Annotated in this window: 16 protein-coding genes; 3 read left to right on the top strand and 13 right to left on the bottom strand. The window is 65.5% G+C overall.

What is annotated here, in order from left to right; genetic code table 11:
- Nucleotides 1–7: 7 nt before the first annotated feature.
- From C8C92_RS12465 to C8C92_RS12445, 5 genes are all read right to left on the bottom strand, one after another.
- A complete protein-coding gene (locus C8C92_RS12465) occupies nt 8–1,648 on the bottom strand; it encodes a diguanylate cyclase (protein WP_165829411.1) in 1,641 nt (546 codons plus the stop codon).
- A 232-nt stretch (nt 1,649–1,880) separates the two neighbouring features.
- Complete coding sequence (locus tag C8C92_RS12460; protein WP_116744095.1) at nt 1,881–2,804, bottom strand: carbohydrate kinase; 924 nt, start codon at nt 2,802–2,804, stop codon at nt 1,881–1,883.
- Nucleotides 2,801–4,015 carry an AGE family epimerase/isomerase gene (locus C8C92_RS12455; RefSeq protein WP_116744094.1) on the bottom strand — a complete coding sequence of 405 codons (1,215 nt, stop codon included), beginning with the start codon at nt 4,013–4,015 and terminating at the stop codon, nt 2,801–2,803. The genes C8C92_RS12460 and C8C92_RS12455 overlap by 4 nt, the downstream gene beginning before the upstream one ends.
- A 68-nt stretch (nt 4,016–4,083) precedes the next feature.
- Nucleotides 4,084–5,085, bottom strand: coding sequence for a tetratricopeptide repeat protein (locus C8C92_RS12450; RefSeq protein WP_116744093.1), 1,002 nt, complete (start codon nt 5,083–5,085; stop codon nt 4,084–4,086).
- A complete protein-coding gene (locus C8C92_RS12445) occupies nt 5,082–5,906 on the bottom strand; it encodes a tetratricopeptide repeat protein (protein ID WP_165829404.1) in 825 nt (274 codons plus the stop codon). The genes C8C92_RS12450 and C8C92_RS12445 overlap by 4 nt, the downstream gene beginning before the upstream one ends.
- Before the next feature lie 152 nt (nt 5,907–6,058).
- On the opposite strand from C8C92_RS12445, the gene C8C92_RS12440 reads away from it, so the two are divergent.
- Entirely contained in the window at nt 6,059–6,457 is a 399-nt protein-coding gene (locus C8C92_RS12440) for a DUF1090 family protein (RefSeq protein ID WP_165829402.1), read from the top strand.
- A 13-nt stretch (nt 6,458–6,470) separates the two neighbouring features.
- Here C8C92_RS12440 and C8C92_RS12435 read toward each other — a convergent pair whose 3' ends face one another.
- The 8 genes from C8C92_RS12435 to C8C92_RS12400 all read right to left on the bottom strand — a co-directional run bounded on the left by C8C92_RS12435 (nt 6,471) and on the right by C8C92_RS12400 (nt 20,956).
- Nucleotides 6,471–8,498, bottom strand: a complete 2,028-nt coding sequence (locus C8C92_RS12435) for an SWIM zinc finger family protein (protein ID WP_116744090.1) — start codon at nt 8,496–8,498, stop codon at nt 6,471–6,473.
- Nucleotides 8,495–9,628: a VWA domain-containing protein gene (locus tag C8C92_RS12430; protein WP_165829400.1), complete on the bottom strand. Its 1,134-nt coding sequence runs from the start codon at nt 9,626–9,628 to the stop codon at nt 8,495–8,497. The genes C8C92_RS12435 and C8C92_RS12430 overlap by 4 nt, the downstream gene beginning before the upstream one ends.
- Nucleotides 9,621–12,131: a DUF5682 family protein gene (locus tag C8C92_RS12425; protein ID WP_243420186.1), complete on the bottom strand. Its 2,511-nt coding sequence runs from the start codon at nt 12,129–12,131 to the stop codon at nt 9,621–9,623. Before C8C92_RS12425 ends, C8C92_RS12430 begins: the two co-directional genes overlap by 8 nt.
- Entirely contained in the window at nt 12,122–13,225 is a 1,104-nt protein-coding gene (locus tag C8C92_RS12420) for an AAA family ATPase (RefSeq protein ID WP_116745939.1), read from the bottom strand. The genes C8C92_RS12425 and C8C92_RS12420 overlap by 10 nt, the downstream gene beginning before the upstream one ends.
- 17 nt (nt 13,226–13,242) lie before the next feature.
- Nucleotides 13,243–16,983, bottom strand: a complete 3,741-nt coding sequence (locus C8C92_RS12415) for a DUF4132 domain-containing protein (protein ID WP_165829398.1) — start codon at nt 16,981–16,983, stop codon at nt 13,243–13,245.
- Between the two features lie 213 nt (nt 16,984–17,196).
- Entirely contained in the window at nt 17,197–18,090 is an 894-nt protein-coding gene (mmsB, locus tag C8C92_RS12410; protein ID WP_116744088.1) for a 3-hydroxyisobutyrate dehydrogenase, read from the bottom strand.
- A 10-nt stretch (nt 18,091–18,100) separates the two neighbouring features.
- The gene (locus tag C8C92_RS12405; protein ID WP_116744087.1) at nt 18,101–19,615 is read right to left on the bottom strand and encodes a CoA-acylating methylmalonate-semialdehyde dehydrogenase; all 1,515 of its coding nucleotides are present in this window, start codon (nt 19,613–19,615) and stop codon (nt 18,101–18,103) included.
- A 123-nt stretch (nt 19,616–19,738) separates the two neighbouring features.
- Nucleotides 19,739–20,956 carry an ABC transporter substrate-binding protein gene (locus tag C8C92_RS12400; protein ID WP_116744086.1) on the bottom strand — a complete coding sequence of 406 codons (1,218 nt, stop codon included), beginning with the start codon at nt 20,954–20,956 and terminating at the stop codon, nt 19,739–19,741.
- 121 nt (nt 20,957–21,077) lie between these two features.
- Here C8C92_RS12400 and C8C92_RS12395 point away from each other — a divergent pair, with 121 nt between their 5' ends.
- Both C8C92_RS12395 and C8C92_RS12390 read left to right on the top strand, forming a co-directional pair.
- Nucleotides 21,078–21,995 (top strand): LysR family transcriptional regulator, encoded by a 918-nt coding sequence (locus C8C92_RS12395; protein ID WP_116744085.1) that lies wholly within the window; start codon nt 21,078–21,080, stop codon nt 21,993–21,995.
- Between the two features lie 50 nt (nt 21,996–22,045).
- Nucleotides 22,046–22,576: an isochorismatase family protein gene (locus C8C92_RS12390; RefSeq protein ID WP_116744084.1), complete on the top strand. Its 531-nt coding sequence runs from the start codon at nt 22,046–22,048 to the stop codon at nt 22,574–22,576.
- Nucleotides 22,577–22,680 lie beyond the last annotated feature (104 nt).

The raw sequence follows: 22,680 nt of genomic DNA, 5'->3' as shown, positions 1-22,680 counted from the left end.
CGATGTCCTACACCGTCTCGGTCAAGGCGGGGCTGCCGATGGAGGTGACGGCATAACCGTTGCGGCCAGCGCTTTTTGCCTGGTAGAGCGCCGTATCGGCCGCCGTCAACAATGTCCCTGCCGTCGTATCGCCCTGGGCGCTGAACGCCAGGCCGACACTGGTGGCGACATGCAGACCGATGCCGCCACAATCAAAATGCACGACCATCTCTTGCACGATTTTCTTGCCCAGTATCGCGAGCTCGGACTGATCCGCCAGTTGTTCAAAAATGATCACAAACTCGTCACCGGCAAGGCGCGCCACTGTATCCGAGGCCCGCACGCAAGCTTTGAGCCGTTTGGCAAATTCAATCAACACCAGGTCGCCGATGCCATGCCCGTATGTATCATTTATTTTTTTAAAATAATCGATATCCAGATAAGCCAGCGCCAGGCCCGTACCAGCGCGCCGGGCGCGCGTCAATGCTGCGGCCAGCGCTTCGTCAAACATGCGCCTGTTATGCAGGCCGGTCAGCATGTCAGTACGCGCCAGAGCAGCGAGGTTGCTCTCCGCAGCTTCCCGCTGCAGTGACAGCGCATAGAATGCACGGCTCAGCTTCCCGAACTCGTCTTTGCGGGCGATATCAAACACCGCAATATCGGCATTGCCGGAGCGTATGCTCGCCACATGCCGGCCCAGATCGCCCAAGGGACGCAAGAGCAGCATCACCGCGAGCCAGCCGGCACAACTGGCCAGCAAGGCGACGCCTGAGGAAGCAATGATGACTTTGGCATAAATATCGGTGATCGGCGTGAATGCCTCGCTTTCAGGGTAAACGGCACCGACGATCCAGTCGGCCGCATGCAAATGTTTGTACGTGATAATGGCCTGCACGCCCAGCTTGCTTTTACCCTGCGTCCAGCCATCAAAACCACGCAATGCGGCCAAGGTGGAAGGCGTAGCCCCACCCTTTTCCTCACTCACGCGCTTCAGGACGCGCGCCGGGTCCGGATGGTGAAGTATCGTGCCGTCGTCGGTCAGCATGAACAGATAACCGCTCTTGCCCGGCTTGAGCTGCTCCCACTGGCCGAAAAATGTCGGGCTTTGCAAATTGATACCACCAGCGATCACATACAGCAATGTGCCGGCGGCGTCATAGATCGGTTCGGTTACCAGCACAATCGGTTTGCCCGACAGCTGGCTCTTGAATGGACGCGATATCACGCCTTCCCTGAATTTCACGGTATCGATAAAATAGTCCCGCGCGGCAAAATTGAACTTGCCGACCACGCGCCTGTCATTCATGCTGGCAATTAATAGCCCAGTAGCATCCAAGGCGACAAGATTGAAAAATTCCTCGCGCAGGCTTGGATGCTTTTCAATAAATGCCTGCATCCGCTGCGGATGTGCAAGCACCTCTGCGGGTAGCCCTTCCGCCAGCACCTTGAGCAGTGCTTTCTTCGCATTCAAGTCTGCATCGATATAGGCAGCCGCACTGGTCAGCAAGGCATATTGCTGATTGCCGATGACGGATGCCATCTGCCCTTGCGCGACGGACAGCGATGTGAGCGCGACAGAGCCGGTCGCGCCCAGCACCAGCAGCCCAACGAGCACAGCCATCTTGAATTTGAAGCTCCTGGGATTGAAAAATTTCCAGATCTTATGCATGCGGCCTTCCTTCTCAGCGCCCATGCTCTGCAAAGCGCACAGATCCGGCCAGGTGGCGCCATGCATGGCACTGGGAGGAATGGCATATTGGTCAGCGAATGACTTGGCGCCCGTCCCCGCAGATGAATACCGTTCCCGGGACAGTCTCTTGACATGGCGAGAAAGCAAAGCTTACGCCTATTCTTGCAAGAAGGGCACCCTGGCACCGCTGAATACGCACACGCTATCCACATCATCCCAATATGGTGCGCTCCAGCAACGATTCCACCAATTGCACCGACGGCGGTGCGCCGCCGGCCGCCAGGCAGGCGCCCGCGCCGGCCGCCACGGCAAAGCGCAAGTGCTGGCCGCCATCGGCCTCTGGCCGGTACATCAGGCTGTACAGCAAGCCGCCGATGCTGGCATCGCCCGCGCCCACCGAGTCGACCACCTCGATGACGGGCGGCGCCGCCTGCCATGTCTGCTCGCCCCGGTACAGAGCCGCGCCCTGCGCGCCGCGCGTATACAAATACGTGGCGTGCCGATTCCAGCCGCGCAGCACGGCAAACGCGCCATCGATGTCATCGTGGCGGAACAGGCCCGCCAAGTCTTCGTCCGACACTTTGATCACGTCGGCCAGTTCCGTCATGCGGCGCAGGGTAGCGTCGTAGCGCTCATCCATCATGATGCGGAAATTCGGGTCGTAGCTGATCTTCACGCCAGCGGCCTTGAGTTCCTGCGCCAGCGCCACCAGCTTGCCCGCCAGCGGTTCGCGCGCCAGGCTGATGCCGCCGAAATGCACCCATTGCGCGCCCTGCATCCAGCCGGCAGGCAGCTGCGCCGCGTCGAAATGCAGGTCGGCGCTGTCGTCGCCGATGAAGTAATAGGTGGGCGGATGCAGTTCATGCACGATGGCCAGCAGCGGCGACTTCGCGCGGCGCTGCAAGAAACGCATGTCCAGGCCCGCCGCTGCGGTGGCAGCGGCCAGTGCGTCACCGAAGACGTCGAGGCTGACGGCACCGGCAAAGGCGCTGGGCACGCCCAGGCGCGCCATCACGCGCGCCACGTTCCAGGTCGAGCCGCCCACCTGGCTGCTCCAGGAGTCCGCGCCCGTGCGCAGCATGTCCGTCAGCGCTTCACCGGCCGACACAAAGCGTGGGAAATTGGCGGCGTTCATGCGGCACCTTTGAGCACGTTCAGCACTTCATGGCAGGCGCCCATGGTGTGGTAATCGACCTTGCCGGCCGGGCTTTTCTCGTTGCTGATTTTTTGATTCTCGGGCGTCAAGATGCGGTACCAGGCACCGTGTTCGTGGTCGACGAAATGCGTCCAGCTGTAATCCCAGATCTTCTCGTAGCTTTGCCAGTAGGCGTCGTCGCCCGTGCGCGCGGCCAGCACGGCAGCGGCGGCGAAGCTTTCCGCCTGCACCCAGAAGTATTTGTCGCCATCGCAGATCTCGTCCTGCGGGCCGAAACCGTAGTGGATGCCGCCATGCGCGCCATCCCACGCCTTGGCCAGCGCCGTGTCGTACAGGGCGCGCGCGCGCGGCAGCAGCCAGTCGGACGGGCCAGCCATGAATTTTGAATGGCGCTCCATGATCAGCAGCAGCTTGGCCCATTCCGTGAAGTGGCCGGGCTGGTAGCCCCAGGGACGGAAGATATTGCTCTTGTCGTGCAGGTTGTAATCCCAGTCGATAGCCCAGTCGGGCGTGTAGTGCTCCCAGATCATGCCGTTCGCCAGACCCGCCTGGCGCACCGTGATGTTGTGCGCCAGCGTCTCGGCGCGGTGCAGATAGCGCGCTTCGCCCGTCGCCTCGAACGCGGCCAGCATGGCTTCGCAAGCATGCATGTTGGCGTTCTGGCCCCGGTAGCCGTCCAGCGTCGCCCAGTCGGCACTGGCCACGTCCGCGTACAGGCCGTGTTCGGGCAGCCAGAAACGCTGCTCCATCAGTTCAAACGTTTCGTCCAGATACGCGCGCGCTTCCTGCATCCCCGCCTGCAAGGCGTGCGCATACGCGAGCAGCACGAAGGCCAGGCCGTAGCAGTGGTTGGCGCCGTCTTCCACCGTCTTGACGCCGTCTTGCCATTTCAGTTGCCAGGCGTAGCCGCCCGTGGCAGGGTCGCGGTGCACGTCGCGCAAGAAGGCCACGCCGTGGCGCAGGGCCGCCTGGTAATCGTCATCGCCGAAACGGCGGTAAGCCATGGCGTAATTGAAGATGAAGCGCGTGCTGCTGACCAAGTGCCGCGTGGCCGCGTCGTACACGGTGCCGTCGTCGAGGAAGAAGTGGTAAAAGCCGCCGCTCGCATCGATGGCGCGCGGGTGATAAAAGTGCATCGTGTGCAGGATGTGATTTTCAAGCATCTGCCTGGAGCGGAAGTCGGGATTCATGGGTCTCTCATGATATTGTTATCGATAACAATGATGATAGCATGCCGCTCCCGCTGCGTCATGCCCGCTCAGGGAGTCTTGGCCAGTATGCGCTTTTCGCGCCACAGTGCCGCCTGGGCGGGATCGGCTGCCTGTTCCAGTTCGCCCTTATCGTACACCTTGATCAGCCGTTCGATCGCTTCCACATCGCCCTGCCTGGCCGCCAGCAGGTACAGCGCAAAGGGCTTGGGCGCCGGCCCTTGGCGGGTGGGGCCGCCACGGCCCTGCTCCAGCAGCCGAGCGAAACCCGTCTGGCCCGGAGGACTCTTGGCGATGGCCGCCATTTCGTACCAGCCCAGGGCACCCTCGTCGCTCTGCGGCACGCCCTGCCCCACCTCATACGAGTAGGCCACATTGTTCAAGCCGGGCGGATCAAGCGCCTTGGCCGCGCGCATGTACCAGCCAAATGCTTCCCTGCGCTGCGCCTCGTTTTTGGCCGTCATCATCAGCCGGTAGCCGATTTCATTGTAGGCGTAAATAAAGCCGTTTTCGGCATAGTATTTGAGCCAGTGCAGCGCATGCGCCTGTTCTTCCGCGCTGCTGTGGATGTTTTCGAAGTGCATGGCCAGCGTGAAGTTGGCCAGCTCCACGCCTTGCGCGGCGCCCTTGCGCGACCAGTATTCGCCTGATTTTCGGTCGATGGCCATACCCTGGCCCAGCGTATAGGCCACGCCCAGGAAAGCCTGCGCCGGGCCATAGCCGCCTTCGGCCGATTTCTGCATCCACGCCAGGCCGGCGTCGACGTCGCGCGGCGTGCCCTCGCCGTCGTGCAGCATCTGCGCCAGGTCCAGCTGGGCGACCGTGTCGCCCCCTTCCGCGGCGCGGCGTATCTTCTCAAACGCGGCGACCTTGTCTGGCGACAGGTCGGCCGGGCGGTTGATCACAGCCTGCACCCTGGCGCGCATGGCGTCGAGGCCGGACATGTCGAATTCGACCAGCGCCGGATGCTGACGCGGCGCTGGCAGGGACACTGGCTGCGCCAGCACGCTCTGCGCCAGCACCAGGCTAAATACAAACAGGATGGTCTTCATTGCTTTTCTTTCTCGGCCAGTTTCGTGCGCCACTCGGCGGCGTCTTCGGCATTCGCCTGCTGTCCCAGTTCGCCCTTGGCATACACGTCAATCATGCGCCGCATGGCCGGCACGTCGCCGCTCCATCCCGCCCGCTCGTACCAGATCAGGGCCCACTTGTCCGACTGTTTCACGCCCAGGCCCAGCTCGTGCGCGCGGGCCAGGTTGCGCATGCCGGCCGGCTGCATTTCACGCGCCGATCTGTCATACCAGTGGAAGGCCTCGCCGCGACCCTGTTCATCGACGGCTGCCCGCATCAGATGCTCGCCCAGCGCATTGTAGGCGGGCACAAAGTGCTGCTCGTTCGCCGCCGCCTTCAGCCAGGTGATGGCCAGCGCCTGTTCTTCGGCACTGCTGTCGCCATCGATGAATTCCAGCGCCAAAATGGTTTGCGCCAGTGCGTCGCCTTGCGCCACGCCCTGGCGCAGCCAGTATTCGCCCTGCACCCGGTCGATGGGCACCTTGCCGCCCACGGCGTAGGCCAATCCCAAAGCCGCTTGCGCCGGCGCATAGCCGCCTTCGGCCGACTTGCGTATCCAGGCCATCGACTGCGCCGTGTCTTGCGGCGTACCGACGCCCAGCTGCAGCATGCGCGCCAGTTCCAGCTGCGCCTCCACGTCGCCAGTGTCAGCCACGCGCCGGGTCTCGGCAAACTCGGCGATGCTTTCCGGGCTATGGGTCGTCACATCGGCCCTTGCCTTGATGGCGATCAGCTGCAGATCGAGCAAGGTGGGCGAGGTTTGCGCCAGAACAGGCAGCGGCAATAGTAAAGGGATCAGCAAGAGTAATTTCCTGGGCATGCGGCGGAGTCGGGAAGAAGAAAACAGGCATGGTAGCCGATGGCTCGCCAGAACGGCGCGCACGGCAGGCGAAGTTTGACAGGGGGCGTTGGCAGGCTTACATTGCACGGGCTCACCACTTAGACAGGAACACCATGAACCGCCTCGCCACAACCGCCTTGACCCTGCTGCTCGCCGCAGCCTCCGTGGGCGCCAGCGCCGCAAGCGTCGCAAATGCCCAGCTGACGGGCTGCGCCGCCAAGCGCGAAAGCATCCGCAGCGAATTACGCCAAGCGCAGGAACAGGGTCTGTCCGACAAGGTCGCGGGCCTGACGCGCGCGCTCGACGAAGTCAACGCCCACTGCCGCGATAGCACCCTGATCGAACGCCACAACAAGAAGGTGCTGAAGGCGCAGGCGAAAGTGAACCAGACGGAGCGTTCGCTGCGCCTGGCCCAGGAAGCGAATAAAGAACCGAAGAAAATCGCCAAGCTGGAAGGCAAGCTGGAAAAAGCCAGGGCGGAACTGGCCGCCCTGCAGGCGCAGCAGCCCTGACGGCAAGCTGCGGCTAGCCTGCCTCCAGCGCGAGGCACGTCGTGCAGACATACGCCAGGCGCAAGGCTTGCGCCGCGCGCGGCGTGCTGACGTAGGCCACCAGCAGGCCGGCTGGCAAATCCAGGCCCAGCGCGCGCAAGGTGGCACCATGCTGCGCCAGTTCGCCAGCCAGCTCGGCTTCCAGCCGTGGCCGGCCACTACGCGCCTGCAGTACGAGAAGGTCGAGCACCTGGGCCAGCACCCGCGCTGCCGCCGAGCTTTGCTGCGGCACCGATGACGCCAGGCTGGCGCCCCCCAGACTCTTGAAAAAACGCGCCAGCGCCGATGGCAGCGTGCCTGCGTCGATCTCGAAATCGAGCGACACCACGCGCAGCTTGCCATTCTTGGCGATCAGCAGCGCCACCGGCTGCCAGCCACCTGGCTCGCCACGCGCGCGGCTGGCCAGCACGGCCCGGATATCGGCGCCATCGGCCACGGCCGCCTGCAGCCGCGTGATGCGCGGACGCAGCGCCGGCAGTGCCGGAATCTGCAAGTCCAGGGCGGCGCCACAGGTGTCGAACACTTGCCAATCGAGCCGCTGACCCACTTCGTCGAGCTGCGGCCGCGCCACGGCCGCCGGCCGCAGCACCACGCAATCGACGGGCTCCGGCGTCAAGCCGACGTTACCGCTCATGAAAGCGGCCAGCGCCGTCCAGTCGCTGAAACCCAGACTCTGCCAGCGCGCATCGTCGAGCGCCCACAGCGGCGCCGCACTGGCGCGCACCCCGCTGTCCATGGCAAGCCGCCCATCGTCGGCCAGGGACGCGCCTGCCAACTGCCAGCTCGCCCCGCACATATGCCGGGCGCTGCCGGCGCCCGTCCACAGGCTGCCCCCATCCCATGCCGATTCGCGCGTAAACGAGCGGTCGCTGGCGTCGGGCCGCGCCAGCACCGCCTGCACGATACGCCCCTCGCCCTCCTCGGCATGCTGCCAGAACGACATGGTCAGACCATGCGCGCCGCCGCGCGTTTCCCACCAATACGCGCCCAGCGGCAGCAGGTCGATGGGCGCGTCGCCGGCCGCATCGAAGCTGCGCCGCGCCTGTCCGCGCAAGCGCTGCAAGAGCGGGCCAGGCGCGTGTTCGAGCGCCGCGCACAAGGCGCCGATGGCCGCCATCTCCTCGAATGCCTGGCGCTCGCTGGCGTGGTAATCGCGCCGCACGAGCAAGTCCAGCGTACCGCCCAGGCCACGCAACAGGGCGGCAAGACGGGGCAGGTTTTCACTGCGCGCCGACATGGTCAGCGCGCGCAGCTGGCCGGCGGCAATCGCGCTGGCGTGTGACAGGCCATTGTCGTACAGCTCACCGAGCAGCCGCCGCACCTGGGCCAGGAACACCAGCTCGGACGTACTCATTCCCGGCGCTGCGGCGGCGGGCGCCGTCGCAGTGCCGTCCGGCCAGGCAAACTCCCGGCCATGCTTGCGCCAGACGCAGGCCAGCGCATACAGGTGCAGCGCCTTGCGCAGGGCGGCCGGGGTGTCGGACACCATGGCGTCCACACCGGCGCCGCGCAGATAGCTGCAGCCCAGTTTCAACAGGGGCAGCTCGATCTGCAGCCTGGCGTTGACGATGGTGACGTCCGCCTGGTCGCCTTGCGCCAGCCAGGCCAGCGCCTGGCGCACCGCCGGCTTGCCCGCCTGCTTGCAGACGGCCGCGCTGTCGAGCGCCAGCACCTCCTCCTGCACGCCGGCCGGCAGCGCATCTTGGACACCGTCCTGTCCACTGTCTTGTCCACTCTCCTGCGGCAGTTCGCGCAGCCACACGGCAGCGGCCAGGATATGCTTGCACATGCCGGGCGCCGGGCAATCGCAGCGGCCCTTCTGTGGCCCGCCCGCATCGAGCGCCACCCGCTGGCCGTCGGCGACCAAGGCGCCGCCCACGTCATCCTGCCAGCCTACCTTGCCCGCCTCGATATCTTTCAGGGCGCGGCGCAGCAGGCCCGCGTTGGCCAGCGTCGCCAGGCTGTCGTCGTCAAAGCTGCGGTACACGGCGTGCCAGCTCATCCCATCACCCCGGCCAGCCATTCGGCAAAGTGCTGTGGCGTCAGTGCCGCCACGTGCATGCCCTGATCCGCCAGGCGCTGCGCCATGCCGTGGTCATACACGGGCTGCGCGCGCGCGTCGAGCGCGGCCAGGCCCAGCAGGGTGACGCGCGACTCGTTCATGCGCTTGAGCGCCGCCAGCAGTGGCCCTGGCGGCGCGCCCTCCTCGAAATCGCTGATCAGGGCCAGTACCGTGCGCTGCGGATTGCTCACCAGCTGCTCGCAGTACTGCACTGCGCGGCCGATATTCGTGCCACCACCCAGCTGCACCGTCAGCAGCACCTCGACCGGGTCGGCGGCCAGGTGCGTCAGGTCCACCACGCTGGTGTCGAATACCACCAGCCGCACATTCACGGCCGGCAGGCCGGACAGGATGCCGGCCACCACGGCCGCATAGATCACCGAATCCATCATCGAGGCGCTCTGGTCGACGCACAGGATGACGTCCCACGGCAGGCTGCGCTTGACGCGCGCATTGAAGACGGGCCGCGCCATCAGCAGGCGGCGGCTGGCCAGATCATAGTGTTTCAGGTTGGCGGCAATGGTGGCGCGCCAATCGAAGTTCTGCGCGCTTTGCATCTGCGTGCGGCGAAAGCGGTTGCGCCGCCCCACCACCGCGTTGACGAAATCCTTGCGCAGGCGCTCGGTGATTTCCTCGACCACGTGGCGTATCACGGCGCGCACCGCGTCATGCATGTCCGCGCCGAGCCGCCCGCGTATGCCGATCAGGGCGCGCGCCAGCGCCTGGTTCGGCTCCAGGCTGGCCAGCACGGCAGGGTCGCGCAGCAAGCCGCTCAATTCATAGCGTTCGATCGCGTGGCCCTGCACGCGCTCGTACACCTCCTGCGGAAACAGCTTGCGCGCCTGCGCCAGCCAGTCGATGGCGCGCAGCTGGCTGGGGTCCAGCGAACCGCCACCGCTGGCGCGCAGCACGCCCTTGCGCTCATACTCGCGGCCATACAGATAATCGAGGCTGGCATCGAGCCGGCCATCGTTGGCGGACCAGGCTTGCGTTTGCAGCGGCTGCGCGTAGCGTCCCAGCATCAGGCGCCAGCGGCGCAGCAATTCCTGATGATGCAGATTCTCAGCCATGCGGCTTCTCCGTTGAAAGATCCAGCCAGACAGACAGCGCATCGCGCTCCAGGCAGGCGGCCAGCGCCGCGTTCAGGCGACCGCCTGCCAGCATCTCGTCTTCGCTGACGTCGTAGTGGAATTCGGCCTGCAAGGCGTCCGGCGCGGCGCCGTTGAGCACCGCCAGCGCCTCGGCCAGGTCGCTCGTCTCCTGCGGCTTCAGGCCAGTGAAGGCCAGCCGCAAATCGGGCAGATACTGAATGAAACTGGCCTCGTCCCAGCTGCCGACGAGGGTGTTGAAGCTGCGCCGCAGTCCCGGCTGCGTCAACAGCAATTCAGGTGCGGCGGCCATCAGGCCCGACAGGAAGCGCACGGCATCCTGCGGCGTGGCGCCGGCGCCGAAGTGCTGTTCCAGCAAGCGCGACAAATCCTGCTCACCCCAGGCGCCATCGAGGAACAGCAGCGCGGCGGCAGCGCCGCAGATGCCGGGCGCGCAGGTGCGCGTCGCCGTCAGGGCCTGCAGGCGCCGGTGCAGGTCGCCGGCGTCGAAAGCCAGGCCAGCCTCCTGCTCCGGCAAGGCGCTGCGCGCGGCACGGCCAAATTCGCGCAATGCCAGCAACTGCCCCACTTGCGCGCCTTCCCCGTCCATCCCCGTGTCTGCCAGTGCGGGCAGCAGGAACAGCGCGGCCGGCCAGACACGCCGCATCAGCGCCAGCACGCCCGGATGCTCGCGCACGCCCAGCGGCTCGCGCGCGCGCCACAGGGTCACCAGCGCATGGCCGCAAGCGACGACGGAGGCAAAATCGGCATCCTCATCGAGATGGCGCGACAACAGCGACAGCAGATCGGGCAAACGTTCATGCAAGCCCACCAGGCAGGCACGCACCAGCAGGGCAGCGGCGCTGCCGGCCGAACGGGCCCGGCCTGCGGCGCCCAGCGCCTGCTCTTCGCGCAGCAGCCGCGCCAGCGCCACCTCGGCTAGGGTGCTGCCATCGGCAGCCAATTCGATCAGGCGCGCTTCGACCAGCGGCGTCCACGCATACGTCCATTCCTCGAACAGCAGTTCGAGCCGGCTGCCGGCCATGAAATCGGGGCCGCCCTGCCAGCGCGCCAGGTCCGTGTCCAGATACTGCATCAGATGAAAGAAGCGGCTGCGCAGTCGGTGGCGCTGCTTGCGGTACAGGTCCAGCCGCGCCAGCCGCTTGTCGCCGTCGTCGAGGCGCAAGCCGTGGCGATGCGCAGCCGCGCGCGCGTCTTGCACCAGCGGCGGTGAACCGGCCGATGGCGGCACGTCGCCCAGCCGGCTGCCCGTCATCTGGCGCCGCACGTCGTCGAACAGGCCTTGCATGCCATCGTCGATGGCGCCCTTGACGAAGCAGGAGCGCATGGCGTCGAGCACATCCTGGCGGCCTGGTCCCGCATGGCCGCGCAAGGCCGCCAGCCTGGCCGCCTGCAGCACCGCCGCCTGTACCTGCGCCGTAGAAATGCGCTCCTGCACCCCGCGCGCGCGACTGTGCTGGGCCAGCCTGGTCAACTGATCCACGGCGACGGCAAGCTGATGCTCGCCCGGTGCCGGCGACTGCAGGGCATCCCAGACGGCCTGGTAGTAGGCGGGCGCCGGCATGCCGGCGCCGTAGCCATTCAGGGCATCGAGCCGCTCAAAGCTGTAGCGTATCAGCCAGCTGGTGCCGGCAATGGCTGGTGCGGCAGGTGCAGCAGGCGCGGCAGGCGGGGGATTCGCGTCAAGCAGTTCGATCAGCGCGCTGGTGTGAAAGCCGCCGGTGACCACCACCACGGGGCCATCGACCTGCTTGCGCCAGCGGGCGATATGCGCCGCCATGTGGCGTTCGCGCGGCAGACTGCCCTCCGCTTCCAGCACGGCCGGCTCGTAATCGAGGCGGGCCATGGCGCAGTAGGAAAACACGTCGCCAAACACGCTGCGCCAGTCCGCCAGCGCCGCGCGCGAGCGCGCTTCGAACAGGTGATCCCACAGTTCGTCCTGGTCGCGGCAGCCGGCGCGCACGGCCAGGGCGTTCAGATAGCGGCTGTGGGCCAGGTAGCGCTCGGCCATCAGGCTGCGCGCATCGGCATCGTGCGCAGCCGCCGTGCCCGCGCGCGCCTGCCACGGCAGGTCAATGAAGGCCAGCTGCGCCTGCACGGCCGCCCCCTCGCGCAGCGCCACCCATTCGGGACTGTAATCGCAAAACGGGAAAAACGCCGATGCCGTGCGTGCGCCCTCTGCGCCTGCCGCTGGTGTCTGGCACAGCAGCGCCACGGGCGGGCGCGTGCGTTCGTCCAGCAGCAAGGGCAGCATGTCTGTGAAGCCTTCCGGCCCCTCGATCAGCACGGCGGCCGGGCGCAATTCGCGCAGCATGGCCTGCAATGCCTGCGCGCATGCCGGGCTGTGGTGGCGCACCGGCGCAAAGTACACGCCCTGCCCGAACAGCCTGGCGCGCGCGGCAGCCACGCCGGCCGGCAAATTCGGCTGCAAGTTCGGCTGCGAATCCGGCTGCACTACAGCCATAGCTGGCGCGCCGCGTCGCCGAAGCTTTTCCACAAATCGTCGCGGCGACCACGTTCGCGCACCACCGTGTCGAAATAATGGCGCACGCGCTTGAGGTCATCGGCGTTGTCCTTCAGGACCACGCCCTGCAACTGGTTGGCCAGTTCGCGCGGGCGCAAGGTGCCGTCGCCGAAATGCAGCGCCTCCAGCGAGGCCGCATAGACCAGGTTGACCGCCTCGGCACTCGACATCACCGCCTCCGGCGTCTTGATGGCCGTGCCTTCGCGGGTCTGGCCGGCGCGCAGTTCCTGGAACGTGGTCACCAGCAGTTCGACCACGTCACGCTTGACGATGACGGCGGCGCCGATGGCATCGAGTTCGCGCTGCAACTGCTGCATCACCAGTTCGACTTCGAAGCCATGGTCGCGGATAGGCTTGACGGTTTCGAAGTTGAAGCGGCGTTTCAGCGCCGACGACATTTCATGCACGCCGCGGTCGCGCAAGTTGGCGCTGGCGATGATATTGAAGCCGCGCCGCGCATGCACGCGCGCGTCGCCGCCCAGTTCCGGAATCATCAGCTGCTTTTCCGACATCAGTGAAATGAGCACGTCCTGCATCTCGGGCGCGCAGCGCGTGATTTCCTCGAAGCGCACCAGCTTGCCCGCTTCCATGGCCTGGAACAAGGGTGACGGCACCAGTGCGCGCCGGCTCGGCCCTTCGGCCAGCAGCAAGGCATAGTTCCACGAATACTTGATATGGTCTTCAGTGGTGCCGGCCGTGCCCTGTATCGCCAGCGCGGAGTCGCCGCTGATGGCCGCGGCCAGCAATTCGGACAGCAGCGACTTGGCCGTACCCGGCTCGCCCACCAGCATCAGCCCCTGGTGCCCCATCAGGGTGACGATGGCGCGGTCGACCAGCGGATCGTCACCATAGAATTTGCGGCTCACTTGCAGCGCCGCGTCGCCCAGGATGAAACGGCGCACCGCGCGCGGCGACAGCTGCCAGCCCTGCGGGCGCGGATCGGTATCGGCCGCCTTCAGGCGCTCCAGTTCACTGGCGTAGCGCTGTTCGGCGCTGCGGCGCACCACCTGGTTATCGTTATCTTGTTCCGTCATGATGTTGCTTTCTTTGCTTACCACGGCATTTTACTTTCCCATTGCGCATCATAGCCGCCGCACGCCTTCGACACCGCCAGATAATCGGCATAGGTTTCGGCCAGCAGCACGGACGGCACGTCGGCCAGCGGCACCGCCTCGTCGCGCCAGGAGCGCGGCAAGGGATAGAATTGCAGCGTTTTCAGGGCGGCCGCCATCAATTCCTCGGGCAGGCTGCTGCCGGAAAATTCGATCACTGCGCGCAGGCCGGCGCTGATGAAATCCTTGTGATACTCGGTGAAGACGCCGCCATCCTCGGCCTGGCCGCGCTGATAGCCATGCTTGCCAAAAGCGCCGCGCAAGCCGAAGGTGTCGCCCACCCAGCCTTCGCGGTCCGCGATGTGCCGGCCCGCCATCAGCGCGGCGTCGGGCAACTGGTGCGCCAGCTGCTCGAACAGGGGCTTGACCTTGTAATCCTTGAAATGGCGCTGCCAGGCGGCGATCTGCGGCGCGTCCAGCAGCGAGGCGTGCGCCAGGCGCAGCCGGCTGCCTTCGGGCAGCGCGACTTCCTCGTCGTCCGCGTCGAGCAGGCTGCCATCGTCGCTGGGGCGCAGCAGGGTGCGGCCTGCGTCGTCCTCCCTGATCCACACCAGCGCCTGCACCAGGCGGCCCGCGATCGGATGGCCGAGCAGGTAATCGCGCCACTCCTGCGCCGGCCAGACACGTCCGGCGCACATGGCTTCGTACAGGCGCGCCGTCTGCATGGTGATGACTTGCTTGAGTTCTTTCTTGCACACCGATAGCTGCTGTTTGGCTTCCTTGGCCAGTTCGGGCGCTTCGTCCTGGCGCGGCTCGGGCAAGGCCTTGATCTCCTTGCCGTCGGGGTTGTGCAAGCGCGGCTTCATGGCGCCGTCCAGGGTCACCTGGAAGACCCGCTCGCCATACGACAGGTCGAGGCGGCCGCTGTCGTCGAAGCCGCCGGTCGGGATGGTGCGGTCGCCCAGCTGGTCATGGCTCCAGCCCTTGCCTTGCGCGATGCGCTCGACCAGCAGACGCGCCTTTTCCTGCACCGAGGCCGTGCGGTAGCGCCGCGCGATCCCCAGCAATAACTGGATGACGGCCGGGTCGTAGCCGTCGGCCAGGCCGTCGAGCATCGCTTCGATCTGCGCGCGGCGCGGGTAATGGTCGCGCATATACGCTTGCAGCAGGCTGATCGCCACATGGCCAGGCGTATGCGCGGCCAGCGCCAGGATGCCCTTCTCGCCGATGGCGCTGCCCAGGTATTCGGCCATCTTGTTGCGGCGGATCTGGTCGAACACCTGCTCTTCGGTCATCTTGCCCTGCGCGGCATAATACTCGGGATAGCGCCTGGCCTGGTCCTGGTAGCTCAGGTAGGCCTGCGGCGCACGCGCCTGCGCTTCGGCGGTCGCCACTTCCAGGCTCGGGCCGCGCAGATCCTCGGTGATGAACAGGCGCAGCACCGTCTCGCCCAGGGCGGCGCGGCTTGCCGCGTCGAGCAGGCCCAGATAGCGCAGCAGCAAGGCGTTACCGCCCGGCTCCTTCAATTTGCAGGCCAGCACCACCCACCAGCGGATGATATCGGCGTCGACCGGCGTGCCATCCTGCCAGTGGCAGGCGGGCAGCGCCTCGAAGACGAACCAGGCCAGGCCGACGGGCGCCCTGCCCTTCAAGCCCTTGCGCGCGGCGGCCAGCAGGATCTCGGGCGACAGGCGCGGACTCAGGTCCTCGCCCAGTTTTTCCAGCGCCGTCATCAGCGCGGCGATCACGGTCTCACGCGTTTCCTTGTCCAGCGCCTGGTACAGCGCCGGGACGGCAGCGCGGTAATCGAGGTCGGCCAGCCAGCGCGCCGCGCCGATGCGCATGTCCTGCTTGCTCGATCCCAGCGCCTCGGCCACGCGCTTGCCGATATCGGGCAGGCTGGCCAGCACCTGCTGCGCGCTGGCGCGGTGCTGCTTGCCCTCGCCCAGCGCGATCTCCATCACGCGCGGCAGCCATTGCGCCGGCAGCACCGGAAAGGTGGCCAGCACTTCCAGGGTGGGACCGAGCTCGGGCGCCACGCCCCGGCGCCTTTCGACGGCGCGCAAGCCCAGGCCCTGCTCGATCAGTTCGGGGCGTTCCGCGAACAGCGGCCAGACCATGTCCGCCGCCAGCACCTGCTGCGGCTTGGCGCCCCACCAGTTGCTGGCCACGCAGGCCATGGCCACGCTGTCATGCTCGTCGCCGGCCTCGCGCATGGCGCGCGCCAGCAGGCGCAGGTCAAACGTGGACAGGTCCTGCCGCGCCAGCCATTGCTGGAAGAAGTCATCGTGCCAGAAATGAAAAATATTGCGCCGCGTGGCCTGCAGCCAGCGTGCCATGTGCGCCACGCCAAACTCCGGCAAGGCAGCCAGCTTGCCCTGCAGCTCGACGGGTTCGCGCGCCAGGTTACTTTGCAAGGGCCCCTCGTCGCCCTTCGCTGCCTCGCCATTGAACACGCGGATGGCCGCTTCCAGCCAGGCCGGCTTGAACGCCTCATAGCGTTTCAGGCGCTCCTGCTTCCATTCGTACTTGTGTTTGGCGTGCTGGTTGTCTTCGCGCTCCTGCCGTGCTTCGGCGCGGTACTTTTCCAGCAGTGCCGCATGATTGGCCTGCAGCAGTTGCAGCGCGGCGTCGCCCAGGCGCGTCGCCGGCGGCGCGGGCGGCAGCGGCGGCACGGGCAGTTCCGCCGCGCCCGCATCGCTGGCCGCGCCCAGCCACGACAGGGCATTGCGGATGGCCGCCTGCACCGGCTTGCTCGTCTCCTGCGCCAGCGCCTGTTCCAGCAGCGCGCCCTGCTGCGGCCCCAGGCTGCGGCCCAGCAGCTCGGCCGCCTGCACGCGCTCTTCCGTCTTGCCCGTCAACAGGCATTGCTGCAGCAAGACGGCCCTGCGTTCCACGGGAATGGCGGCCAGATGCGGAGCCGCTTCGATGCGCACGCTCTTGCCGCCATCGACGGCCAGGCGCACAAGGATGGCGGCATAGGCGTCGGCCAGCGCGGGCGCGGCGCCCACACGCCTGGCCAGCTGCGCCTTGCCGCTGGCCGACAACAGCGTTGGCAATTGCTCCACCTGCGCAGCATGCGCGAGCATGTAAGCGTCGAGCGCGCCCGGCGCCAGCAGGCGCTGCAGGCAGTTATCGCGCACGTACTCGTTCAATTCGCGCCGCTCGAACACCAGTTGCAGCGCGCCTTCTTCCTCCTCGCCATCGGCGGCCAGCAGGCGCGCCAGCAGCACCACGTCCCAGCCGCGCCGGTTGACCGTGGTCGCCTGCGCGCGGGTCTCGGAAAAACTGGCGAACAACGCATCGCCGAGCAGGTAATCGAGCCACTGCGGCACCGCGGCGCCCGTGCGTTCCAGCGTATCGCCCCCGTCGGCGGCCTGCAGCAGCTTGCCCAGGCGCACCAGCAGCGCCGCGTCCAGCGTCGCCGCGTCGGACTGGGCGTAGAACTGGTGCCGGTGGCGCAGACTTTCATTGGCCAGCGCGCCATCCTTGTTACTCAAATTATGGGTATAAAAATGCGAGTACAGGCGCCCGGGCTTGCCCAGCAAGGTGCCGCCGCGCGGCGCCGCTGCCTGCACATCGAGCAGCACGCCTTCCTGGCGTCCTTCGCAGACGAACTCACAGGCGCGCTCCCACAGCGCAGGCGAGATCTGCGCCAAGCCGCGCAAGCCCTTCTTCAACTGCGCCTGCTCATCCAGGCCGACCACGCCCTGCGCCAGTGCCAGTATTTTTTTAAACATCGGGGATCCGTCTTTCCTGTTCATCAAGGCCCTTGCCGGGCATGTTTTCTTTTCGCAATCGGCGTCCATATCGGCAGCCTGCATCTTGCATCAAAACTGCTTCCAATCAAGTTGCTGATTGTATATTCTTACCGTCCTAATAGCATGTACGGTTGGATGGCGATCAACAAAAAAAAGCGCTCCCGCAGGAGCGCCATCGCCACGGCAGCGGCCTTATGCCGGCGTATCCTGCAACCGGTAGATGCTGGAGAAATCGAGCCCGCCCGATCCTGCCTTGCTGTGCATGTCATACAGCGTGCGCGCCAGGGCGCCCAGCGGTACGCTGGCGCCCGACGCCTCGGCGCTTTCCATGGCCAGGCCCAGGTCTTTGAGCATCAGGTCGACGCCAAAACCGCCCGTGTAGCCGCGCGACGCGGGCACGTTCTCGGCCACGCCGGGACATGGGTTGTACACTTCCAGGGTCCAGTTGCGGCCTGAGCTTTTCGCCATCACGTCCGACACCACCTTAGCGTCCAGGCCATTGGCCACGCCCAGGCGTATCGCTTCGCTGGTGCCGATCATGAGTATGCCCAGCAGCATGTTGTTGCAGATCTTGACCGTCTGCCCGCAACCCGAGCCGCCCGCATGGAAGATCGCCTTGCCCATGACCTCCAGGTAAGGCCGCGCCGCCGCCAGCGCCGCGTCTTCACCGCCCACCATGAAGGTCAGGGTGCCGTTGGTGGCGCCCGCCGTGCCGCCGGAGACGGGCGCGTCCAGCATGGGCATGCCCTTTTCCTCGGCCGCGCGGCCCACCTGGCGCGCCGCCTCGGTGGAAATCGTCGAACAGTCGATCAGCAGGGTGCCGCGCCGCGCCTGCGCCAGGATACCCGCGTCGCCAAGGTAAGCCCCCAGCACATGGCGGCTGGCCGGCAGCATGGTGATGACGATGTCGGCCGCCTGGATCGCTGCCGCCTGGTCATCGGACACCAGGCCGCCGCCGTCGGCAAACTGCCGCACGCTGGCCGGCAGCAAATCGAAACCCGTCACCGCATGGCCGGCCCGCACCAGGTTTTGTGCCATGGGCAAGCCCATGTTACCGAGGCCGATGAAAACGATATTGGTGCTCATCGCCGCCTCCTTATTTCATCGAGATGGTGGTATTGACGCCGCTGCCGCCGTCGTCCGGGGCAAACCAGCGCGCCGTGACGGTCTTGGTCTGCGTCCAGAAGTACAGGGCTTGCTTGCCGTTCGGCCCCAGGTCGCCCAGTTTCGACGCGCGCGAGCCCGTGAAGCTGAAATAGGCGACGGGCACGGGTATGGCCACGTTGATGCCCACTTGCCCCACATCGATCTCGTGCTGGAACTTGCGCCCCGCCCAGCCGGACGAGGTGAAGATCGAGGTGCCGTTGCCGTTCGGGTTGGCGTTAATAAAAGCGATGGCCTGGTCCAGCGTATCGGTCTCGACCACGCACATGGCGGGGCCGAAGATTTCCTGCGTGTAGACGGAGTTCGATGCCGCCACCTTCGAGAAAATCGTCGGTCCCATGAAGTTGCCGCCCTCGTAGCCGGCCACCTTGTGGCCACGGCCATCGAGCAGCAGCTGCGCGCCTTCGTCCACGCCCGCCTGGATCAGTTTTTCCGCGCGCTGCATGGCCGCTTTCGAGACCATCGGCCCCAGGTCGGCATCGCGGTCACTACCCGGCCCCACTTTCAGCGCTTGCGAACGGGCGACGATTTCCGGCAGCCAGGAACGCGCCTCGCCCACCAGCACGACGACGGAATTGGCCATGCAACGCTGGCCGGCCGCGCCAAAGGCGGCGCCGATCAGGTTATTGATCGCTTGCTCCTTGTTGGCGTCGGCCAGCACCACGCAATGGTTTTTCGCGCCCATCATCGATTGCGCGCGCTTGCCCGATTCGCTGGCGCGGCGATACACATGCGTGCCCACGTGGGTGGAGCCGATGAAGGACACGGCCTTGATGTCGGCATGGTCGCACAGCATGTTGACGACGTCGGCGCCGCCGTGCACGACGTTCAGCACACCGGCCGGCAAGCCCGCCTGGTACATCAGTTCGACCAGGTACATGGTCGATGACGGGTCTTGCTCCGACGGTTTCAATACAAACGTATTGCCGCAGGCGATAGCAATCGGGAACATGAAGCACGGCAGCATGACGGGGAAATTGAAAGCCGTGATGCCGGCGCCCACGCCCAGCGGCTGGTAGATGTTGTAGACATCGACGCCGGTGGCCGCGTTTTCCGCGATTTCGCCCAGCTGCAAGGTGGCGATCGAGCACGCGTGCTCCACCACTTCCAGGCCGCGCATGACCTCCCCTTCCGCGTCCGGCAGGGTCTTGCCGTGTTCGCGCGTGATCAGTGCGGCCAGGGCGCCGATATTTTCACGGATCAGGTGCTGGTACTTGAGCATGATGCGCATGCGCGCGGCCAGCGGGGTATTCCGCCAGGTCTTGAATGCTTCCTTGGCCGTGGCGACGGCCAGGTTGACTTCATCGGCCGTGGAAAACGGCACCTTGGCGACGATTTCCTGCGTGGCCGGGTTGACGACGTCGCGCCATTCGGTGCTGGTCGAGGTGTGGTGCTTGCCGCCGATGTGCAGGGGGACAGTAGGGACTTGGGTGAGGGGGCGATTCATGGCGTACTCCGTGATTTCGATGTTTGTTCAGCTAAACCCAACGGCGTAAAGCTGGGGTCAGTTCCTTCGGAATCGGGATTTTCCCCACTAGGGAAAATCCCCCCGGCGGGTCTGACCCCGGAATTATTTTTTAACGAGGTTGCACGCCGCCGCATCCATAGTCTTGAAAGCCTGGTCGGCGGGGATGGTGGACAGCACTTTCAGGTAGTCCCACGCGCCTTTCGATTCGGCCGGGGTTTTCACCTGCACCAGGTACATGTCGTGGATCACGCGGCCGTCGGGGCGGATCGAGGCATTGTTCATCACAAAGTCCTTGATGGGCAGCTCGCGCATCTTCTGGGCGACGATCTTCGAGTCGTCGCTTTTCGCCGCCGCCACCGATTTCAGGTAGTGGTAGACGCTTGAATACACGCCCGCCTGCACCATCGTCGGCTTGGCGCCCTTGTTGAGCGCCTCGAAACGCTTGGCGAAGGCGCGGCTGCGGTCATCATAATCCCAGTAAAAACCGTCCGCGTAGACCAGGCCCTGGGCCGTTTCCAGCCCCAGCGCATGCACGTCGGAGAGGAACACCAGCAAGGCGGCCAGGCGCTGGTCCTTGCCGCTGCCGATGCGGAACTCGCGCGCCTGCTTGATGGCCGACACCGTGTCGGCGCCGCCGTTGGCCAGGCCGATCACCTGCGCCTTGGAACCCTGCGCCTGCACCAGGAAAGATGAAAAATCGGACGCGTTCAGCGGATGGCGCACGGCGCCCAGCACCGTGCCGCCATTGTGCTTGACGACTTCGCTGGCGTCTTTTTCCAGCGAATGGCCAAACGCGTAATCGACGGTGACGAAATACCACGATTTTTGCCCCAGCTTGGTCAGCGCCGCCGCTGTGCCGGCCGCCTGCGAATAGGTGTCGAACATCCAGTGGAAGCCGTTCGGCGAGCAGTCTTCATTGGTCAGGCGCGTGGTGGCCGGGCCGCTGAACATGGCGATGCCGCCCTTCTCTTTCATCAGCTTTTGCACGGACAGGGCCACCGATGAATTGGTCAGGTCGGCGATGGCGTCAACCTTGTCGCGGTCTATCCATTCGCGCGCCTTGGAGGCGGCGATGTCGGCCTTGTTCAAGTGGTCGGCCGAGACGATTTCGATTTTCATGCCCTTGCATTCGGCTTTCAGACAATCCTCGACGGCCATCTGGCTGGCGACGACGGAGCCGCGCCCGCCCATGGCCGAATACGGGCCGGACATGTCGGTCAGGATGCCGACCTTGACGACGCCATCGGAAATCTGCGCGTGCGCGCCGCCAAAGGAAAGGGTGAGCGCCAGCGCGCCCATGGCCAGAACGGTTTTTTTCATGCGTGTCTCCAGGTGGATGAGTTTTCTTATAGGTGTAGATGCATTCTGCATGTGTAAAAATATGCACTCAAGTGAAATTAATGCATAATTCCTTTGCAAAAATGCACAGAGAGGGATTGCCATGCTCGATTGGGACAATGTACGGGTCTTCCTGGAACTGACGCGCAGCGCAGGACTCGTCGATGCGGCGAAAAAACTGGGCATCGACCATTCCACCGTGTCGCGGCGCATGCGCAAGTTCGAGGAGCAGGTGGGCACGCAGCTGTTCGACCGCAATTACGTGGGCTACCAGCTGACGCCCGAAGGCCACCGCCTGATGGAATACGCGGAAAGCATGGAGAGCACGGTGTTTGCCGCCACCGAGGAGCTGGGCGAACATAATCGCCTGCTGTCGGGCCAGGTGCGCCTGGGCGCCACGGAAGGTTTCGGCGCCATCGTGCTGGCGCCCCACCTGGCGCAGTTTTGCGGCCGCTATCCGCACATCAGCGTGGACCTGATCGCCGTGCCGCGTTTCGTCAGCCTGTCGAAGCGCGAGGCGGACGTGGCCATTTCCATCGAGCGCCCCCTGTCCGGTCCGTACGTGGTGACCAAATTGTCCGACTACCGGTTAAAACTGTACGCCACGCCAGCCTACCTGGCGCGCCACGCGCCCATTACCAGCGTGGCGCAGCTGGCGCAGCACCCGATCATCGGCTATGTGGATGACCTGGTGTTCAGTTCGGAGCTGCGCTACATGGACAACGTGGCGCCCGATTCCCTGCGCGCGTTTCGCAGCACCAGCGTGATCGCGCAATACCATGCGGCGCGCGCGGGCCAGGCGCTGGCGATCCTGCCCTGCTTCGTGGCGCAGCAGTCGAACGAACTGGTGCCCGTGCTCGATGGCGAGATCGACCTGCTGCGCGCCTTCTGGATGATCTCACCGAGCGAGCGGCGCAACATCGCCCGCGTCAGCGCCCTGTGGAATTACCTGCGTGCCGCCATCGACCTGAATCACGCCTATCTGATGGGCGAGACGGCCACGCCCAGCTGGCCAGCCTAAGCAAGCGGCAGCGCGCTACACTGTCGTCACATACTAACAAGGAGAACACCATGTTGATGGATGCAAGCAAGTCCGTACTCGTCATTGTCGACCTGCAAGGCCGCTTGATGCCGGCCATCCACGACGCCGGCCTGGTGCTGGCGCAAAACCTGCGCCTGGCGAAGATCGCCCGTCTGCTCGACGTCCCCGTGCTGGGCACGGAGCAAAACCGCCAGGGACTGGGGCCGAACGTGGAGGAAATCGCCGCGCTGTGCGAACGGACCTTGCACAAGACGCATTTCGGCGCCTGCTTTGATGGCTTGCAGGACATGCTGCCCGCCGGGCGCAAGCAAATCGTCGTCACCGGTTGCGAAGCCCATGTGTGCATGCTGCAGACGGCCATCGGCCTGCTGCAGCTGGGCTATGAAGTCATCATCGCCATCGACGCCGTCGGCTCGCGCCAGGGCGCCAGCCGCGATGCGGCGCTGGCCCGCCTGGACAAGCTCGGTGCCCATCTGGTGACGGTGGAAATGCTGGCCTTTGAATGGTTGCGCGACTGCAAGCATCCGCGTTTCCGCGAAGTATTGGCGCTGATTAAATAGAACGCAGGTTTAAGCCAGATCAAGCCTGACGGCCTTTCATTTGCTAGCTTGGTAACAGCGCCGCCACTCCGAGCGGCGCGCCTTCCACATCAGCAAGGGAGCCA

Source organism: Janthinobacterium sp. 78, assembly GCF_003096775.1.
GTDB classification, from domain to species: Bacteria; Pseudomonadota; Gammaproteobacteria; order Burkholderiales; family Burkholderiaceae_D; genus Janthinobacterium; species Janthinobacterium tructae.
This window is presented reverse-complemented; position numbering and strand designations above follow the sequence as displayed.

Excerpts from the sequence above, each read along its gene's own strand:
- C8C92_RS12465 (WP_165829411.1), bottom strand. The coding sequence starts at position 1,648 with ATGCATAAGATCTGGAAATTTTTCAATCCCAGGAGCTTCAAATTCAAG.
- C8C92_RS12460 (WP_116744095.1), bottom strand. The coding sequence starts at position 2,804 with ATGAACGCCGCCAATTTCCCACGCTTTGTGTCGGCCGGTGAAGCGCTG.
- C8C92_RS12455 (WP_116744094.1), bottom strand. The coding sequence starts at position 4,015 with ATGAATCCCGACTTCCGCTCCAGGCAGATGCTTGAAAATCACATCCTG.
- C8C92_RS12450 (WP_116744093.1), bottom strand. The coding sequence starts at position 5,085 with ATGAAGACCATCCTGTTTGTATTTAGCCTGGTGCTGGCGCAGAGCGTG.
- C8C92_RS12440 (WP_165829402.1), top strand. The coding sequence starts at position 6,059 with ATGAACCGCCTCGCCACAACCGCCTTGACCCTGCTGCTCGCCGCAGCC.
- C8C92_RS12435 (WP_116744090.1), bottom strand. The coding sequence starts at position 8,498 with ATGAGCTGGCACGCCGTGTACCGCAGCTTTGACGACGACAGCCTGGCG.
- C8C92_RS12430 (WP_165829400.1), bottom strand. The coding sequence starts at position 9,628 with ATGGCTGAGAATCTGCATCATCAGGAATTGCTGCGCCGCTGGCGCCTG.
- C8C92_RS12425 (WP_243420186.1), bottom strand. The coding sequence starts at position 12,131 with ATGGCTGTAGTGCAGCCGGATTCGCAGCCGAACTTGCAGCCGAATTTG.
- C8C92_RS12420 (WP_116745939.1), bottom strand. The coding sequence starts at position 13,225 with ATGACGGAACAAGATAACGATAACCAGGTGGTGCGCCGCAGCGCCGAA.
- C8C92_RS12415 (WP_165829398.1), bottom strand. The coding sequence starts at position 16,983 with ATGTTTAAAAAAATACTGGCACTGGCGCAGGGCGTGGTCGGCCTGGAT.
- mmsB (WP_116744088.1), bottom strand. The coding sequence starts at position 18,090 with ATGAGCACCAATATCGTTTTCATCGGCCTCGGTAACATGGGCTTGCCC.
- C8C92_RS12405 (WP_116744087.1), bottom strand. The coding sequence starts at position 19,615 with ATGAATCGCCCCCTCACCCAAGTCCCTACTGTCCCCCTGCACATCGGC.
- C8C92_RS12400 (WP_116744086.1), bottom strand. The coding sequence starts at position 20,956 with ATGAAAAAAACCGTTCTGGCCATGGGCGCGCTGGCGCTCACCCTTTCC.
- C8C92_RS12395 (WP_116744085.1), top strand. The coding sequence starts at position 21,078 with ATGCTCGATTGGGACAATGTACGGGTCTTCCTGGAACTGACGCGCAGC.
- C8C92_RS12390 (WP_116744084.1), top strand. The coding sequence starts at position 22,046 with ATGTTGATGGATGCAAGCAAGTCCGTACTCGTCATTGTCGACCTGCAA.